General features: G+C 54.8%; 16 protein-coding genes and 1 pseudogene. 14 read left to right on the top strand and 3 right to left on the bottom strand.

What is annotated here, in order from left to right; genetic code table 11:
• Positions 1-28 precede the first annotated feature (28 nt).
• The 11 genes from glmS (at position 29) to H3H39_RS02525 (ending at position 13,306) form a co-directional block, all read left to right on the top strand.
• Positions 29-1,858 carry a glutamine--fructose-6-phosphate transaminase (isomerizing) gene (glmS, locus tag H3H39_RS02480; protein ID WP_182151662.1) on the top strand — a complete coding sequence of 610 codons (1,830 nt, stop codon included), beginning with the start codon at positions 29-31 and terminating at the stop codon, positions 1,856-1,858.
• A 664-nt stretch (positions 1,859-2,522) separates the two neighbouring features.
• Positions 2,523-2,780 (top strand): hypothetical protein, encoded by a 258-nt coding sequence (locus tag H3H39_RS02485; protein WP_182151663.1) that lies wholly within the window; start codon positions 2,523-2,525, stop codon positions 2,778-2,780.
• A 7-nt stretch (positions 2,781-2,787) separates the two neighbouring features.
• Complete coding sequence (locus H3H39_RS02490) at positions 2,788-3,339, top strand: hypothetical protein (RefSeq protein WP_182151664.1); 552 nt, start codon at positions 2,788-2,790, stop codon at positions 3,337-3,339.
• The gene (locus H3H39_RS28495; protein ID WP_375540394.1) at positions 3,329-3,547 is read left to right on the top strand and encodes an ABC-three component system middle component 6; all 219 of its coding nucleotides are present in this window, start codon (positions 3,329-3,331) and stop codon (positions 3,545-3,547) included. The genes H3H39_RS02490 and H3H39_RS28495 overlap by 11 nt, the downstream gene beginning before the upstream one ends.
• Complete coding sequence (locus H3H39_RS02495) at positions 3,544-5,232, top strand: DUF2326 domain-containing protein (protein ID WP_182151665.1); 1,689 nt, start codon at positions 3,544-3,546, stop codon at positions 5,230-5,232. Before H3H39_RS28495 ends, H3H39_RS02495 begins: the two co-directional genes overlap by 4 nt.
• A 523-nt stretch (positions 5,233-5,755) precedes the next feature.
• Complete coding sequence (locus H3H39_RS02500; protein WP_182151666.1) at positions 5,756-6,343, top strand: hypothetical protein; 588 nt, start codon at positions 5,756-5,758, stop codon at positions 6,341-6,343.
• A gap of 102 nt (positions 6,344-6,445) precedes the next feature.
• Positions 6,446-6,985, top strand: coding sequence for a hypothetical protein (locus tag H3H39_RS02505; RefSeq protein ID WP_182151667.1), 540 nt, complete (start codon positions 6,446-6,448; stop codon positions 6,983-6,985).
• A 273-nt stretch (positions 6,986-7,258) separates the two neighbouring features.
• Positions 7,259-8,425 (top strand): radical SAM family protein, encoded by a 1,167-nt coding sequence (locus tag H3H39_RS02510; protein WP_182151668.1) that lies wholly within the window; start codon positions 7,259-7,261, stop codon positions 8,423-8,425.
• Positions 8,426-8,438: 13 nt separating this feature from the next.
• Positions 8,439-9,176, top strand: coding sequence for a hypothetical protein (locus H3H39_RS02515; RefSeq protein WP_182151669.1), 738 nt, complete (start codon positions 8,439-8,441; stop codon positions 9,174-9,176).
• A gap of 1,068 nt (positions 9,177-10,244) precedes the next feature.
• The gene (locus H3H39_RS02520; protein WP_182151670.1) at positions 10,245-11,873 is read left to right on the top strand and encodes a DUF3987 domain-containing protein; all 1,629 of its coding nucleotides are present in this window, start codon (positions 10,245-10,247) and stop codon (positions 11,871-11,873) included.
• Positions 11,874-12,157: 284 nt separating this feature from the next.
• Positions 12,158-13,306 (top strand): site-specific integrase, encoded by a 1,149-nt coding sequence (locus H3H39_RS02525; protein WP_182151671.1) that lies wholly within the window; start codon positions 12,158-12,160, stop codon positions 13,304-13,306.
• Between the two features lie 81 nt (positions 13,307-13,387).
• Here the strand turns inward: H3H39_RS02525 and H3H39_RS02530 are convergent.
• Positions 13,388-13,791 (bottom strand): annotated as a pseudogene (locus tag H3H39_RS02530) (transposase); the annotation flags it as partial.
• A gap of 37 nt (positions 13,792-13,828) precedes the next feature.
• Positions 13,829-14,383 (bottom strand): PIN domain-containing protein, encoded by a 555-nt coding sequence (locus H3H39_RS02535; protein ID WP_182151673.1) that lies wholly within the window; start codon positions 14,381-14,383, stop codon positions 13,829-13,831.
• Positions 14,384-15,357: 974 nt separating this feature from the next.
• On the opposite strand from H3H39_RS02535, the gene H3H39_RS02540 reads away from it, so the two are divergent.
• On the top strand, positions 15,358-15,606 hold the full coding sequence (locus H3H39_RS02540) for a type II toxin-antitoxin system Phd/YefM family antitoxin (protein WP_182151674.1): 249 nt from the start codon (positions 15,358-15,360) through the stop codon (positions 15,604-15,606).
• Positions 15,603-15,989, top strand: coding sequence for a type II toxin-antitoxin system VapC family toxin (locus H3H39_RS02545; protein WP_182151675.1), 387 nt, complete (start codon positions 15,603-15,605; stop codon positions 15,987-15,989). The genes H3H39_RS02540 and H3H39_RS02545 overlap by 4 nt, the downstream gene beginning before the upstream one ends.
• 50 nt (positions 15,990-16,039) lie before the next feature.
• Here H3H39_RS02545 and H3H39_RS02550 read toward each other — a convergent pair whose 3' ends face one another.
• Positions 16,040-16,777, bottom strand: coding sequence for a DNA-binding protein (locus tag H3H39_RS02550; protein ID WP_182151676.1), 738 nt, complete (start codon positions 16,775-16,777; stop codon positions 16,040-16,042).
• A 394-nt stretch (positions 16,778-17,171) separates the two neighbouring features.
• On the opposite strand from H3H39_RS02550, the gene H3H39_RS02555 reads away from it, so the two are divergent.
• Positions 17,172-18,149 carry a porin gene (locus tag H3H39_RS02555; protein WP_182151677.1) on the top strand — a complete coding sequence of 326 codons (978 nt, stop codon included), beginning with the start codon at positions 17,172-17,174 and terminating at the stop codon, positions 18,147-18,149.
• The last annotated feature ends 4 nt before the right edge of the window (positions 18,150-18,153 follow it).

Here is an 18,153-nt window from a genome sequence, read left to right on the forward strand (position 1 = left end):
TTGCAAATTTCTCATCCAAGAGGTCATCATGTGCGGCATCGTCGGCGCGGTAGCGCAACGTAACATCACTCCCATCCTGCTGGAAGGCTTGAAACGGCTGGAATACCGCGGCTACGATTCCTGCGGCGTGGCGCTGCACACGGATGGCCAATTGCAGCGTTCGCGTAGCACCTCGCGCGTTGCCGACCTGCAAAAGCAGACCGAGGAATCGGGCCTGCAAGGTTTCACCGGCATCGCCCACACCCGCTGGGCCACCCACGGCGCGCCGGCCACCCATAATGCCCACCCGCACTTCTCGCCCAGCGCCGAACAGGCCCGGATCGCACTGGTACACAACGGCATCATCGAAAACCATGACGAACTGCGCGCCGAACTGACGGCGCTCGGCTATGTGTTCCAGAGCCAGACCGACACGGAAGTGATCGCCCACCTGGTCGACCACATGTACAACGGCGACCTGTTCGACACCGTCCAGCAAGCCGTCAAGCGCCTGCATGGCGCCTACGCCATCGCCGTGTTCTGTCGCGAGGAACCGCACCGCGTCGTGGCCGCCCGCCAGGGCTCGCCGCTGATCGTAGGCGTGGGCCAGGGCGAGAACTTCGTCGCCTCCGACGCCATGGCGCTGGCCGGCACCACCGACCAGATCATCTACCTGGAAGAAGGCGACGTGGTCGACCTGCAACTGGGCCGCACCTGGATCGTCGACGTCGACGGCAAGCCCGCGCAACGTGAAGTGAAAACCGTCCACGCCCACACCGGCGCGGCCGAGCTGGGCCCGTACCGCCACTACATGCAGAAGGAAATCTTTGAACAGCCGCGCGTGATCGGCGACACGCTCGAAGGCGTGACCGGCATCATGCCCGAACTGTTCGGCGACGGCGCCTACAAGGTGTTCAAGCAGATCGACCGCGTGCTGGTGCTGGCCTGCGGCACCAGCTACTACGCCGGTTTGACGGCCAAATACTGGATCGAATCGGTGGCCAAGATCCCCGTCAACGTGGAAATCGCCAGCGAATACCGCTACCGTGACAGCGTGCCGCACCCCAACACGCTGGTGGTGACGATCTCCCAGAGCGGTGAGACGGCCGACACCCTGGCCGCCCTCAAGCACGCCCGCAGCCTGGGCATGGAGCACACGCTGACCGTGTGCAACGTGGCCACCAGCGCCATGGTGCGTGAATGCAAGCTGGCCTACATCACCCGCGCCGGCGTGGAAGTGGGCGTGGCCTCCACCAAGGCCTTCACCACCCAGCTGGCCGCGTTGTTCCTGCTGACCTTGACGCTGGCCCAGGTCAACGGCCGCCTGACGGACGAGGAAGAAGCTGCCCACTTGAAAGCCATGCGCCACCTGCCGGTCGCCATTTCGTCCGTGCTGGCGCTGGAACCGCTGATCATCGCCTGGGCCGACGATTTCGCCCGCAAGGAAAACGCTCTGTTCCTGGGCCGAGGCATGCACTACCCGATCGCCCTGGAAGGCGCGCTCAAGCTCAAGGAAATTTCCTACATCCACGCTGAAGCCTATCCTGCAGGCGAACTCAAGCACGGCCCGCTGGCGCTGGTGACCGAGGAAATGCCGGTCGTCACCATCGCCCCGAACGACACGCTGATTGAAAAGCTGAAATCGAACATGCAGGAAGTGCGCGCCCGTGGCGGTCAGTTGTACGTGTTTGCCGACGTCGATTCGCGCATCACCCCGGGCGAAGGCGTGCATGTGATCCGCATGCCGGAGCACTATGGCTTGCTGTCGCCGATCCTGCACGTGGTGTCGCTGCAGCTGCTGGCCTACCATTCGGCGCTGGCGCGTGGGACGGATGTGGATAAGCCGCGGAATCTGGCGAAGTCGGTGACGGTGGAGTGAGCGGCCGCGATGTGAATGGCAGCTATTCTCGCCAATTAAAGTCGTAAATTGTTCATTAAAGTCGTAAATGACGTATTAAAGTCGTAAATGCGAATTGAGGAACATGAGGCTTGTTGAGAAACCAATAATACTTAAGGCGTAAATTCCGAAGCGAGGATTGAAAATCCTTGTGTCGGTGGTTCGATTCCGCCCCGGGCCACCAAGAATATCCTTGACGAAACGCCGATCCATGCAGGTCGGCGTTTTTGTTTCCGGCTCAAGAAGTCCTCGTGTCCGGTCTATTTCCGGCACACCTCCTACCTCCCCACGCCCCCCAAAGCGGACTTCGCAGCTCTGCCATATCGTGGCGTGGCTCACCCAAGGAGTGATGTGGGCCGTGACTGTTAGCATGGAGCAATTGAGACCGCCCCTCAGGACTCACGATACCGAAGAGGTAAGCGTAATTGCGCCTATTCCAACCTTTCAATTTTCCGGCAGCGATGCTGCAGCTTTGATTTGATAGCCGCTTCGTAGTCCGTGTTCTTGACCGCACGCCACTCTACCTAAAATTTTAATTTCTAGTAGACAACCTATTTCGCCAAGAATACACTTTCATAAAGGTAAATGGTGGCGTGCGGACCAGGTACGCTCGCAGGTTTTGGTGATGATCTTCTAGGAGGAGCGAATGTCGTTTTTCAGTTCGGATATCGGAGTTGCGATTGCTTGGATTTGTACTGTCGGAGGCTTCTTATATGCATTTTTGCAGAAAAAGGAAAACAGTACCTTAAAGCTGCAACTGCATCAAACTCAAGAATTGGTGTTTAGCCTCCAGAATTCGTTGAATTCGATGGGAGACGATTCTAGCCAGAACCTAGTTAATCAGTCTGGAGGTAAGAATGTCTACACGAAAACAAACACCGGCGGAATGACGATCAACATGTGAGTCATGAATGACGAAAACCGTTTCAATTGCGCAAAACATTGGTAACGTCTACATCGGGGACTCGCCGGAATATAAGGTCAATTCGGCCATCAACGAGCTCCTGAACGCGTTGGCTAGCACTCCCTTTCAGTTTGGCTCATCCCCGCGTAAAGCACCTTCCGCCACAATTGCCAAGATTGAACACAATCATATTCAATCTCGTCGACACATTATCAGGCAATACTTGGAGCAGTCGGCAGCAATCGAAGCAGCCTACCGTGGCATTGACTCCGTTATCCCTTTTGGAAAGCAAACAGTATTGCTCAATTTGAGAAATCTATATTTTGCCGCGCTTGATAATATCGGCGTCGACTATCTTGGCGGTGAAATTGAATTAGAAAAATTGAGGGAAAATGCAGTACTGGTTCTCGACTTCATTATCTTAAAACTCAAGAATTTGGCAATTGAATCAAAGAATCAGAATTGCGTTAAAGAACAGATCGAGCAAGGCATTAATGTCGTAGTTGCGCATGCATTCATCGAATGCATCATCTTCGAGAATCCTGAAAATGATACCTAACACTGGATGCGATCCACAGATTAATGTAGTTCGGATAGGGGCACACCTTTTAAAGTCACTGTTTAAAGAGGCGCGCGACGTAGATGAGCTACTCATGAACAGTTCTGCGGAGCTTGGAGTTTCGGTCGACCATATAATCTTATCATTGGATTGGTTGTTCGCAATCTCTGCGATTAAATACAGTGACAATCGGATCATGAAAATATGAAACTGAATAACCTTAAAATCCAAGTTGACGGAAGTCTCGTGCGAGAAGTCAAATTCGTTAACGGCCTGAATCTGGTTTTGAACAGGCGGGGAGTAGGTAGATCAGGTAACAGTGTCGGCAAGTCTACACTGGCGCGCGTCGTAGACTATTTGTTTATGGGTTCGATTTCGCCGATCTATATCGATGAGGAGTTTAAGAAATCTAACGAACGCATTGAATCCTTGTTTCAGAATTCGCATGTTGAGGCTCAGCTAGAGTTCATCGGCTTGGATGATGCAATACATACTATAACTCGCAATCTCTGTGTTGTTTCGGCTGAGCGCAAGTTTTACGTCGATGGCAAGTCGATAAATGAATCTGCTTACGAAGAGTCGATCCAGCGATTGTGCTTCGATGTCACTACTCGACGCCCATCAGTTAGGTTTGTCGCACCGAAGTTCATGCGCAACGACAGTCATAAGATGCTAAATACAACGAAGTTCATTGATCAGCACGCCAGTGCAAAGGATTACAGCGAGTTATTTTTATATTTGTTCGGATTTGAAAATACAGCATTGCTTACAGAAAAACGCGAAGCGACGAATCTGGTCACAAAGCGAAAGAAGCACAGCTCAGCCTTAAACGCGATTGTCAAAGAGCAGAAGCCAAGTACTGAAATTGGTCGTTATCGAGTTGAAGCTCAAGAACTGGAGCGAGATTTTCTTCGATTTAATTATTCACCAAAATATGTAAATCCAATTGAGAGACTCAACGAGCTTCAAATTGAAGAAAACGAAGCGACAGATATCTTGCTCGACATCGAGAGAAAGATCGCGAACATAGGAAGAACCGTTGAAATGCTTGACCGATTGGGTGGAAACTACTTGGTCAATGAGGTAAAGGAAATATATGATTTTGCTGGCGTTGTAGTTGACGGTGCAATTAGTCGCTATGAAGACTTGCTGGCCTTTCACGATTCATTGGTGGCCCGAAAGAAACAATTCATTGCGACTGAATTGCCCGCGCTAAGCGCTTCCCAGTTGGCAATGAAGTCCAGATTGGAAGGGGTTCGTAGCCTTAAGTTGGAAGTCTTCGCCGATATGCGATCAGAGGAGAGCATGGGGAAGATCACGCAGAATCTGAAAGCGTTAGGGGAGCTGAAGGTCAAACTTGGTAGGCTTGAGGGCCTAATTGAGCAACGACAGATTGCGTCGAATGAACTTAGTCTTGCAAATGACGCGCTCAAGAAGGTATTGGTGCAAATATCGACTGAGTTGGCCACGGTGAAAAAGTTTGGAGAGATATTTAATAAGCATTTCAAGTATGTAACCAACTTGATTCATGCCGAACCCTATGAATTTACTCTTGAGTTCGATGAGGAATCTGGCATTTGCAACATCGATATCAAGAACAAGGTTTCTAATCCGGAAGGCGGCAAGAAAAAGGCGGAGGTTATCGCCTACGATCTTGCATATATTTTGGCGGTAGCCGAACTGGACATTAAGCGACCAAGATTCGTATTTCACGACAGTATTGAGGACATTGACCAAAAACAGATTGACGCAATTTTCGCCTTGGCAGAAAAAATCCCTGGGCAACAGATTGTGTCAATGCTATCCGATAAGTTCACCGAAGAGATGTACGAACGTTACCTGCCTGATGCGATCTTGTTGCTCTCGGAAGATGACATGTTCTTCCGCTGTTAGATCGCGCGGCAGTTGCGATACTTCACATGATTGCGCGGGCAAGGGCAACGCGCTTCGCTACCGGAACGCGCTGCCAACTAGATGGCGTATTCCCTACCTACTGGGCGAGCACTAATAAGCAGTAATGTTCACCCGCTTCCGCCCCGAATCGACGGTGATTTCCCGCATATATCATTCTGGTGGTTGATCCCGACCAAGCCCAAGCCCTGTCAAGGTCTTGGGCTTTTTTCATTCTGAAACAGAAAAGGAAATCCCATCAATGATAAATCTGACGGCAAAGCCGACCTGGCAATGGTCAGGCAAGAACGCCCTGCCACGCTCCCCCGGCGCACAAGTCCGCAACACGGGCGCATCAGCCCTCAAGCATGCGCTCATGCCTCGCAGCTTAGATCTGGAATTCTCTCTGAAATACAGGCGCTGACCGGCTAATCACACCCCGTACCAATACATTCCAATCCCCATGACTGCGCGTCATGGGGATTTTTGCTATCAAAAGCAAATACATACAACACTGGAGAAGCACATGACCAAGCCCACAACGGATACCAGTCCGACCAATATGGCATCGACAGCGCCTGCCGACAGGACGGCATTAGACAGCAACACCATCCCATCGTTCTGGCTGCTCAAGGACGGCACAGCACCCAAACTGGGTGCACGCGCCGAGAGCGGGATTCGCTATCAGGTTCTCGCAGATGCTGACCGCCAGCAGCTCTACATCGCCATTACCGGCAACGAGAGCGGTGGCTACTTCAGCCGCGAGCGAGTGTCGTTCAATAAAATCGAAACCTGCTTGGGCACAATCCAACCCGACAAGGCATTTCCATCGAAAACGTTCAAGGATGCATTCACAGGGCGAAGCAGCAATAACGCCGGGTTTCTCGTGGCTGTACTGCGCAAAGAAGGTCTACTGGCGGCAGCACCAGATTCCGAAACGCAGCATGTGCGACACGGCGACATGGCGACATGGAAGAAAGCCATGTTCACGGAGAAGGGCACGCTGATTGCCCCTGCCGCAAAAAAAACCGGCGAAAAGCAGAGCGACGGCGTGGTCTTACCGGATCACAAGGAACACAAGAAACCGCTCGGAATCCCCCTCAAAAAATCCTGATAAACAGCGTCAGTGCAGACATAGCCAGCGGCCCTGCGCCAACTAACCAGACGCACTCAACGTAAATCCATTTCTCCAATTACTATCCAAGGAAAAATCATCTTGAACACAATCAAAATCGCCATATTCGCCACCGTCCTTACGATCACGACCGTATCGGCATCCGCAGCAAACCCATGCATTTCCTACGCTACCGAAGCCAACGCCGCCATCGCCAAGGCACTGGCCGCCGATTCCGTCCGAACCTTTAACGACATCTACTTCAACAGCAAAGGCGCATTCGTTCTGAATTCCGACTATTCCGGGCAAAACTATGACTTCATCCTGAAGTCCTACACGCTTCCCGCCAGTCTCGGTAAGAAGATGTACTATCGCTTCACGGACGCAACCTACAAGGGCATTCGCAACGGTACCGGCGCAATCGTATGCAGCATGCGCGGTGAGTTCAGCGACGGCTTCTCGGTCAATACGGACGTGCGCAACTTCGACATCGACCACCAGATGGTCTATAGCCGCGAAGAAGCCAACGGCGGCATGACGTTCGTTCCGGCTGGTCTGGCCCGCTGGGTTATCGTGCTGGCGATCTCGAAAACGGTCGTCAATGACCCAACTTACAAAGCCGAGATGGCGAAGTTCCAATGAGCTAAAAATTCCGAATACTCAGCATCGACCACCGAGCCGTTACGGCTACCACAAAACGCCCGACGATCCACCTGGATCTTCGGGCGTTTTTCATTTTCCCAATCAAATCAAGGCTTCCATCATGAGCAATGCATCCCCTCGCCCACTCCTTACGTGGTCACCCATTCCGCCCCAGCCATCGCACCCACGCTGGCTACGGCGTTGCGTCGGTCTAGTTCGCCATCTCGCTGAACATGCAGGCCGCATTGGCAACCGTGACCGAAAGGCCGGCCAATGAGACCGAAATCCCCCAACTTTTCGATTGTGGTGAACTGGAGGGAAAAAGGATTCGGCTGTGCCAAGGCATGCACCTACTGCAACTGGCGTGATTCACCACTGCTACCGCACGGCGGCCAAAGCAAGGAAGAAATTTCCTCCTTTATTAAGAAATGTGATAAACCGTTTATCACAATAAGCGGAGGTGCAGATCCCTTATACAAATTCGAGGAGTATTCCCCGCAACTGCTGGCGATGATCCAGACCATTAAGGAACATGGCTACAAGGCCCGCATCATCACCCGTGAACTCCAGCACATCGCCAAACTGCGTGGCATCGTCGATTACTTTTCGGTGTCCCTCGATACAGACGTGCTGGATGCGCTGGGGCGCTATCAGCACGAATGGGATGGATTAGACATTGAATACTCGCTGGTCCTGCCACCATTACCCACCGCCGATATTGTCTCGCTAAAACCCCAGTATTTCGCGCTATACCGCCGCCTTGGTCGGCGTCTGGTGCTGCGCGAGAACCTCAACAGCATCTATCCGCTCGATTTCGATCAGTTGACCTTCGGCCATACTGGCATCGTATTCGTCACCAAGGATCTATGCCTATCTGGTCGATATCTCTCCACGGTGGATTGCGTCGGCCACGACATCGTGCAGGATACCGAGCAGCTGGCGCGCTATCTCATGAACGAGCCGCGCCTGCATTTGTTTGGCGGCTTCGTCAAGCACCTACTTTCGCCGAGGGTCCATCCAGAGTATTCGGACATCGACCTGATATCTCAAACCACCGACACGATGCGGATTCTGGAGGACCAGTTTTCCTACACCTTCAAGGACGTATCGCAATCAGCGACCAGCTATCCCCGCTACTTCCTCGGCAAATCAGAACGTGCAGGTAAGACCATCCAACTCATTCTAATGAACTCGTCGGCCGATGCAATGAAATTCATCGCAGCGGCGCAATACGACGCTGATCGCGTGAGCTTCAGTGCTGGCCAATTCCATTTCGACGGCACGGTCGGCGAAGAGGTCATCCGCAACGCCATCAACACCAAGCAGATCAATCTCATTAGCGATGCACGGGACCTCAGCCTATTCAGCATCAATCGCCCCCAAGTCGAGCAGCGTCACAAAATCAAGCTGCTGCGAAAAGGCTTCACCATCAACAATTAAAGGACTTCAAACCATGCAAGCCACCATCTATATCAGCGATGCAGCAATGGCGACCGTCAACGCCATCAAGGACCTGGACTATTACGATCGCGTATCCCTCAGCGACGATCCGGCTACCGATCTGAGCACGTCGCCAGGCTACTACCTGAACACCAATGAACTTCGCCTTGCGTCACTTCCTCCGAACGCAGTAGTTTCTCTCCAAGTCACGCCGACCGATATCGCAACATCCGGCCAAAGGCTGACTGCCCCTGCCAACCTACGTGGCCCAATCTTCTCAGGCGCACCGAATCTTCCGCAGGACTATGCCAAGATCATCAAGTACTGGTCGCCGCTGGTTCCAACCACCCATCATCGGGGGGCTGTATTTTTTCAAAACGTCCTCAACTGCTACTGCGTTAAGCTCACCGACAGCGACGAAGCAGGCGAAACCATTGCCGGAGACGGCAATAGTGGCAGCGACGATATCTTGCTGAGCGACGGTCTCGTCATCATCGTCCAAGGGCTGGCCGCAGCGGTGGAAAAATTGGACCCGGACCATTTCGTAGCGCTAACCATTCCGATCAATACGGCCATGCTTGGCATTGAAGTAGAGGGCTATCAATCCACGCAGGAATATCTCCCATTCACCTACGAACAATCAGAAACGCTGTATCTCCGTGTCTCAGATGTGCTGGCATCGCCCGATCCCGACAGCATCATTTTGTCGGCACTACACAGCCTGATGTCCAGCTACGGGTATACGTACTGAGCTTATCTCCCCTGCACCTTGATAAATCTCCCAGCCAATTTCCAACGGCACCAATAATCGCAAGGAGGTCCGATCAGCCGCATTCGATTTCCCAGAAATCGAAGCAGCGAATCATCACGCAATATAGAGAGGGGGACAAGAAGCCAGCATCGGCGCTTGGGACAGGTGGCGACACGGCGACATTGGCGACACATCCTCCCTCAACAATGTCGCCGTGTCGCCAAGTCGTCCGCCACCGTCCACGCCAGTTGCGCATTATTACGCATCCCTTCATCAAATCCGCCGCGCTCTCCGCACGGTCAACCGTAAAGGCCGGAAATGGACCGAACCGAAGGGTATTCGTCCAGCACTCAAACCGTCCTACTTCGCATAGATCGAGGCTCGCGCCGAGTTTATGCGAATTGAGCACCCTGTACGTAGCAGCCAGTTCCTGGGACTTGTTAGACCTGCCTCGACAAGTCAGCCAAAAGAGAAAAATTTATGGAGAGCAAAAAATACACTTGACACACAGAAATCATTGATGCAACATTGCAACCACATTAAATGGCGACCCTTCAGGAGCTTGTCACTCTACTGGTCATATGTCCATAAGATTTACCCTACATGACAGGTTCGTACCGGCTTCCCAGTCAAGCCCAAGCGTCGAACCGGTTCGTTAGGCTTTCCGCGTAAAGCCAATGCGTCCGAATCTCTATGGCGCCCCAGATGTTAATCATCTAGGCGCTCTAATAAATCACATACAGGGCCGGTGGCTCCGTGATCCAATTGGATTACGCCATTCACCGGCACGACAGTGCATTAGGGATTCGTTTTAGTCCCCTTGCGTCAATGCTCAGTACCACCAGCAAAATGCGCTGGTGCTTGTAGCGCTGCGCCCGGAAGACTAACTTCGTGCTGCCAATTAACGCAGCCAAGTCGACGCCAACGAAAAGCGTTCCTTCATCCACTTCAGCGGCTTTCGTTCCTTGCGAACGAAGCGCGCGCCATCGTCACGCCCCACGCCAAATGCGCGGCTGCTCGTGACACCCCAAATTAACAACGGCGTCGCTAACTTCTTAAGGCGACAAGATGGATCTGCAAAATAATACTGCTGTTGCGGAACAAGACAGCGCGCATCAGCCAGTTCTGAAGAAAAAACCGACGTTCAAGGAGCTCGCAACAAAAATTAAAGAGGAACGAGCACGGCGCGCCAAGTTCTTGGCCGAGTACGAGAAAAAAAGGGCCCAGGAAGACGACGCAACTACCGACGGCGAGGATGAATTCGACACCGATGAAGTTGCGCCCGCCGCGTCGCCTTCGGCTGGGCAGAAAATGCCTCCACCGCCACCAGCAAACACTACTGTCACCGACGAGCAGGAAGAGCTGCCGCCGACGCCATCAAACGCTGGCCGCATCGTCGTCAAACAGAAACCGCCATACCCGGTGCACGCCTTTGGCGTCTTCTTAGAAGGGCTCATCATGCTGATCGCGAGTGCCATTCAAGTGGCTCCGGAATTGGTCGGCTCCGTTATGCTCGGTATGCTGTCTGCGCTGGCGCAGCCGTTGATCAATGTCTCCGTCAAGGCGTCCGGCAAGGGTATGCCTGTTTCGCTCAATCTATTCATCATCGCCGCTTCGGGAGAACGCAAGTCCAGCACGCTGCAAGCCGTGGCAAAGCCGATGTACCTCGCAATCAGCCGTGCCATAGATCAGCGCCGCCAAATGATCATCCAGGACATTACGGTGGACGGGATGGTCGTCGGCTTGATCGAACGTTGCGTTGCCCAATACCTCCTTGTAATGGAAGGGGCTACGCTGCTCTCCGGCCATGCCATGAAGCAGGAAAATCTGGGGCGTTTTCTGGGTATTGTGTCTTCGCTGTACTCGAATGAAGCCATCTCTCGTACCCGGGTCGATCAGCATTGCACCGGCGAAGATCGCCGCCTCAGCGCGACCATCTTCACGCAACCTATCGTCGCTATGGAGTTTCTGAGTTCCGAAATGGTGATGCAGCAGGGCCTGGGCAACCGCTTCCTGTACAGCCAACCTCAATCGCTCGTCGGTTCGCGTCAGTTTAATGACATTGACCTGGACAGCGACCCGCTGTATCTGGATTACTGCGAAAAAATCGGCGCGCTGGCTAATTTGCCCTGGACCATCAACGAACACACTCAAGGCGTTGAGCCTCAAACGATGCGGCTTAGCTCCGAAGCCAAACAAGTATGGGCGATCTATTACAACAAGCAGGAACTGGCCGCTGGCCCCGGCGGCGAAATGGCGACACACGCCGGATATGTAACCCGCTTCGCGGAACAGGTCTTACGCACCTCAGCCGTGCTGGAATTCGTCGAGAATCCACACGCGGTAACGATTAGCGCGGACACCATGGCTCGCGCAATCGAGTTGGGCGACTATTACTTAGGCTCCGCCATGGAAGCATTCACCGCTGCCCCAGCCAATAAGACCGAACTTGATGCCCGCACCTTACTGGAATGGATGAAGAACAAAACGGTTGAACTCAACATGTATGCGATCCCTGCTCGCATGATGTACCAAGACGGTCCACGCTGCGCTCGCCCATCTACGCGCACCAATGAACTGCTCAGCGTCCTACTGGCGCGCGGCGAGGTGAGCAAGGACGCCAGACCCGTCCAATACAAAGGCAAGCGTTCAAACGACAACTATACCGTGACAGGCATGGGCAACGAACCCGAGTAGGTAGAAAGAAACTAAAGGCGACGTGGCCAGCACACGCAGGGCCATGTCTGCCGGAAGTTAAAGACCAGCTTGGACTCAATTCCGGGTAATACCGGTTCATTGCCGACCTTTCGTGTGTCGCCAATGTCGCCGTGTCGCCCGCCCCCATCGCTGGCCGTGCATCTCATTTTGTAGCGGTCGATCAGCCGTAAACGGCATCCCGCTCAACAGGCATATGGCACGCCAGCAAGACCGAATTCGTATTAGCTATTAAACGAAAAATATTGGAAAGAAAGGCATCAATCATGGCAGCATCTATTAAATGGACCAAAGCAGCACTGGAGAAATTGCCAGCACACGTCAAGGGCGCGAAGTCCAGCAATTACGAAGTTACCGATCCATCGACCGCAGGCCTGAAGCTACAGATCGGCGTGACTGGCCGCAAATTTTTCTGGTTCCGTTATACCTATCGTGGCGAAAAATGCTCAGTACGAATTGGTGAGTTTGGGCCACTGAGCATTGACCAAGCCCGGGCAAAGGCAATGGAGCACCGCGCTACGCTTGATCTCGGCGGCAACCCGCAGGAATTGCGCCTGCAGCTCAAAGCCATGCCGCTAGTAAGCGAGTTCGTTGAGGACTACATGGCGCAGGCAAAGCTGACGAAAATCACCTACAAAAACGATCAGGCCAAGTTCCGCGATTACATCTTGCCAGCCATTGGCCACCTGCGACTGGGAGACGTGACGCAGAAGGACATTCAATTGCTGCTAGGGAGCCAGAAAGACAAACTTGCCAATTCAACAATTAACAGAATCCACGCCCTGCTGAGCGTATTTTTCAATCTAGCTGTTTCGTACAAGAAAATTAAGGAGTCCCCTTGCGCCAACATGAAGAAACTGAAGGAAGCCAACAAGAAGGAACGCTTCCTGACCTCCGATCAGGTTCGCGAGATTCTCGCCATGGCGCAATTGGACATGAACCGCGTGGCAGCCAATGCGATCTCGGCGCTAATTTTGACCGGCCTGCGCCGGGAGGAAATCCTGCGCAGCCGTCACGAGCATCTCGACCTGGAGAAGAAGTCGCTGTTCCTGCCAAAGACCAAGAGTGGCAAGTCTAGGCACGTGGCGCTGAACGATGCTGCGCTGCAAATATTCAAGTCCACGCCGCGCATCGACGGCTCGCCTTGGATCTTTCCTGGAAAAGACCCGATGAAGCCGTTGAACAATCCGACCAAGGCATGGCACCGCATCCTAGCTGCCGCTGGCGTGGAACGTTGCCGACTGCATGATTGCCGACACACCTTTGCCAGCCTGCTGGTGAATGCTGGTGCGACGCTTTATCAGGTACAGTTGCTTTTAGGACATGCATCGAATGCAACAACCCAGCGCTATGCACACCTTTCTACGAGTACCTTGCGTGATACGTCGCAGATGGTCGCCAATCTGGTGAGCTAGGCAAATACCGATTCGGGAAACTCGATACGGGCTACGATCTGACGACGTAGCCCATATTTTTTTTTGAGCAAACGCCTCCAACTCCTTTGTGCGCGGGCTTTCCGGGCTAATGCACCAAGCATAGTAACCGCTGGGGTGAACTCCGACCATTTTGCACAGGCGTCGGATTGAATACACAGCCTCGTGCTCGCGAATGAAGGCGTACCTTACCCGGACGTCTTGGCAAAGTACGCAGCGGCCTTTCGCAAAATATCGCGCTCCTCAGTGACGCGCTTAAGCTCGGCCTTCAGGCGCCGCATTTCCTCGGCTTGTGCATCGTTGGCCTTACGCTCGGTATCTGGAACGCCGTAGCGCTTGATCCATGCGTAGATGCTGTGAATGCTCACGCTAAGGCGCTCTGCCACCTCCGCTGCAGGATGGCCACGATCAATCACCTGCTTGACTGCCGCGACCTTGAATTCTTCCGTGTACCGCTTTCCACTCATGATGACTCCTTTGCCTAGAATTATGGCTCAGAAGTGTCTAGTGGTATGGTGGCGATTCAACCACTACGTGGCGAGAATAGATGCGTAGTGACGCAACGATAGCCGCACTGACGACTATACCATTCATCATTTTAATGTGCTCATCCCGTGAGTAGATCAACGCTCCAATCTTCTGCTGCAACTTAATGTAGGGGGCATCTTTGGGATCAAGGAACGCAGCGTCCGGCCCTCCCACATCCACGAAGGAGATGAATTCGCGATATTCCATCCAGACGCCATTGAGGGCATCTAGTGATATCTTCTTTCGCTTAGCCTCTCTTGTAAGATTTACAGCCATTTCATCGATCAAAAACGTTGGTGCGAATGCCTGAATCGTTCCCGCCTTCAAGAGCTCGAAAAGTTCAGTGCGCGCGCCGGCTGTTGCCCTTTTCTTTGTCATCCATAACAGGTCACCCATAAGTATGTTGGCATCAATGATGAGAGAAAGCTGCGCGATGCCTGCAAACATCTTCAGCATCGGAACTGTTTCAAAAAGTGGACGTAGATCGTTCAGAACGTCCGAGCGAATACCAGAGGCGGAGATCTGAGGCATTTGTTGTGCGAATTAGCTGATGTGTATATTAGAGATTACCACTGTCGACCAGGAAGGTATGAGGTAGCCTTATTGAGCAATTGTTCGATGCAGTAAGCATCGGCGCCAGGTTCTCAGATCTGGCCAGCGTTTACATTAACGAGAGTCCACGCAGGGACCGGCGTCAGATATGACGCCATGCGCAAAGGAGCGTTTGGCTGCTACACCATCAGCCCCGGCGGCGGATACCCTGATTTGCATTCTTGACAAGGAGCGTTTGAGCGTTTAAGCAGTCTTTACTACGATCCCAATCTTTTCGCTATTGTCCAGCTATCCGGCATGCCGCAAGGAAGGATCGCCAATCTCAGCTGGCCCGGCTGTTTCTCAGGCTTCGAGACCGACGCCAGGACCCTCACTTTTAAGAGCCGTGGCCTGCAACTTCGCTCCGTCTCGGGTGGCTGTGAACTGTCCGGCATTTAACAAGGATTTCGAACACTGGTCTGCTTTTACATCTGTGTGCGCGTCCGAGAAGACTTTTGTCTCCGGTCTATAAAAACGGTCGGTGGCAACAGCTGATTAAATTTACGACTTTATTGTTCAAACTCCCAAAAAATTGAAACTTGCTGAGGTATCAATTTACGACTCTTGCAAACTCGCGTGAGGCGGCAATATTGAGTCTTGCCCTTGACTAATTTACGACTATATTTGGCAAGAATAGCAGCTATCTCAACGCTAGTTAGTTGGTCAGTATCTTGAGATCAACGAAATAGGCCGCGTTGAAATCTGCGAGGACGATAAAGAACTGGACAATTGTTTCGGGAGGGCGCCTAAGCGCCGCAAAGCGCGGGACAACGCCCACTGCGGCGCCACACTGGGCGTAGCCTCGCGCGTTGGCCTTGAAGCGGGCGCGCCGTAGAACGATATGCCGGAACGAATGCCCGCTTGTCCTGTGAGCTTAGCCAGATTAGACTAATAGGAAGTACGGGGAGAACGCCGTGAAACCCATCAATATGCTGGAAGCTAAGTCCTCGCTTTCTCGTTTGGTCGACGCCATCGAACGTGGCCAGGAAAGGGAGATTGTCATTGCTCGTAATGGCCGCCCGGCAGCGAAGCTGGTTCCGCTTGAATCGGCGCCGGTGGAATGCCGTATAGGTGTCGCCAAGGGAAAGTTCGAGGTCCCGGAAAATATCGACAGGCATAACGATGAAGTGGCACGCCTGTTCAGGTATGGGACGGACAAGTGAACCTGCTGTTGGATACGCACGTCGCGCTGTGGGCGATAGCCGACAGCCCGAAGTTGACGCAGACGGCGCGGGACTTGATTCTGTCACCGAGCACGATAGTTTGGATCAGCACCGCCAGCATGTGGGAAATCGCCATCAAACATGCGCTGGGCCGCGGTGACGTACCGATTTCCAGCCAGGATGCTGCGCGTTATTTTCGCGCGTCCGGTTATCGATTTCTGCCGGTAGTGGCTGAGCATGCGATAGCTGTTGAAGACCTGGCCGCACTACACAGCGATCCTTTCGACCGCATGCTCGTGGCGCAGGCCATGGTGGAGCCCATGCGCCTGATGACCCACGATGTGCAAATGGCCGCCTACAGCGATACCATCATCAAGATTTAGCATGCCGCCATCCGTTGGACGGCAACCCGCCACTGCCGACGTCCTGGGGACTAGGCGCTCGCCTTGAGCGCCTCCAGCTCGGCCCGCAGCGCGATGCGCTCGGCGTTGGAGGCGTCCAGCTTGGTGCGCAATTCCTTGGCATCGGCCTCGAAATTGTCGCGCGCGGTGACGGCGCCTATCAGTTCCATCTCGGCTTTCAGGCGGGCGTCCGACTGGGCCGCCGACGCGGCCACATTGCGTTCGATCTGCTGGCGCAGGTCGGCCAGCTGGTCGTCCTTGCCGCCGATGGCCAGTTGATCCTTGGCCTTGCCCACCAGCGCGTCGGTGGCCACCTGGCGCGCGTCGCGCAGCTCGGCCCGCAGGCGGTCGATGTCCTCGCCCCGTTCGGCCGCCAGCGCCAGCGCCTGGTCGCGCGCGATGGTCACGCTGGCCAGTTGCGCTTGCAGCTCGTCGCGCGCGGCTTCCAGTTCCTCGCCGGCCTTGAGCAGGTCGTCCATGTCGCGCTCGGCCTGGGCCAGCGCTTCGCGTCCGCCGATGCCCGCTTCCTCGGCGAATTGCTGGGCCCAGTTGCCCAGCGCGGCGACCAGCGCGGCCGGCATTTCCGGTTTCGGTGGCGCCGGTGGTTCGATGTGGCTGGCGCGCCACTCGGCCAGGTGGCGGTGGATGGCGCTGGCCGAGCCGGCGCCCAGCGCTTCGCGCACTGTGTCGAGGGAAACTTCTTTACCTTCGTCCTGCAGGCCGGAGGCCGCCGCCGTGACTTCGTCGAGTGTGACTTCTTGGCGTGGCATATCGGTCTCCAGAAAAGGGTGGTGTAATTGTAAAGGACAATGGTAGCGCATCGCATACGCTATGGCGACCGATACGATACCGTATATTCTTGCCTCTAAGCAAGGCGTGGTGGTGTTTCTCCTCCCTGCCCGTGCCACGACCGCACGAGCCCGCTGGGGAGGGCCGCCGCCGGGGCGCGCAAGCTGTTGTTTCCATGCCGCGTGGCCGGCATGGCCCGCCCTGTGAGGCGCCGGCCAGCGCGGCGATATCCTGTTGCCGCCGGGGTACAAATTGTTGACCAGCAACACGCCGCGGAGTACAACTTTAAACATCGGTAATTTGCACCACCAGCCCCAGCAACGGGCGTGCTGGCGCGCACTGCCGCGGATGACCAGCCATGCCCAGAGGATCAGCGTGAAACGATTTATACCGTTATGTGCCGCGTTGGCGTTGCAGCCGGCGCTGGCGCAGGCCCAGGTCGAGGTGTACGGCGTGCTGGACCTGGCCATCACCTCCGACAGCGATTCCGGCAAGCGCCTCACCAGGGTCGATAGCGGCCAACAGACGGCCAGCCGGCTTGGCATCAAGGGTTCGGAAGAGCTGGGCAGCGGGCTGCGCGCTATATTCGACGTGGAATCCCAGATCGAGGCCGACACCGGCCAGCCCTCGTTCGCAGGCCGGCCGTTCGGCAGCCAGTCCTGGGTGGGGTTGAGCGGCCCGTTCGGCGCCGTGCGCGCGGGCCGCATGTTCACGCCCTATTTCGGCGCCATCGCCAGCAACGATCCGTTCGACGCCAAGGGGCCCGGCGAATCGACGCGGGTGTTCTACGATTCCGGCGTGCGCATGGATAACACGGTCAAGTATTCGCTGCCGCCCACGCTGGGCGGTCTGTATGGCGACCTGGCCTACGGCGCCGGCGAGGTGGCGGGCAACAGCCAGGCCAACCGCCAGCTCAGCGGCGACATCGGTTACGCGGCCGGTCCGCTCAATGTGGTGCTGGCCTACCACAGCGCCAATGACGCGCAGGGCCTGAAGCTGGCCCGCAGCCACCTGGTCGGCGGCAGCTACGATTTCGGCCCCGTCAAAGGCTGGCTGGTGCTGGCCCGCAGCCGTAACGACAGCACGCTCGACACGCGCGATACCCTGTTCGGCCTCAGCGTGCCCGTCGGGCGCGACGTGATCGCGGCCGATTATGTGCACAAGAGCGATCTCTACAACCGCGACGCCGACGCCACCCAGCTGGCGCTGGCCTACTATCACACGCTCTCGAAGCGCAGCAATTTGTATTTGATCGGCTCGCATTTGAGCAACGATGGCGCGGCCAGTTACCAGGTCTCGCTGCCCGGTGGCACGCGGCGTGTGATCGCGGCGGGCATGCGCCACCAGTTTTGAACGG

The organism is Rugamonas apoptosis, assembly GCF_014042355.1.
GTDB lineage: Bacteria > Pseudomonadota > Gammaproteobacteria > Burkholderiales > Burkholderiaceae_D > Rugamonas > Rugamonas apoptosis.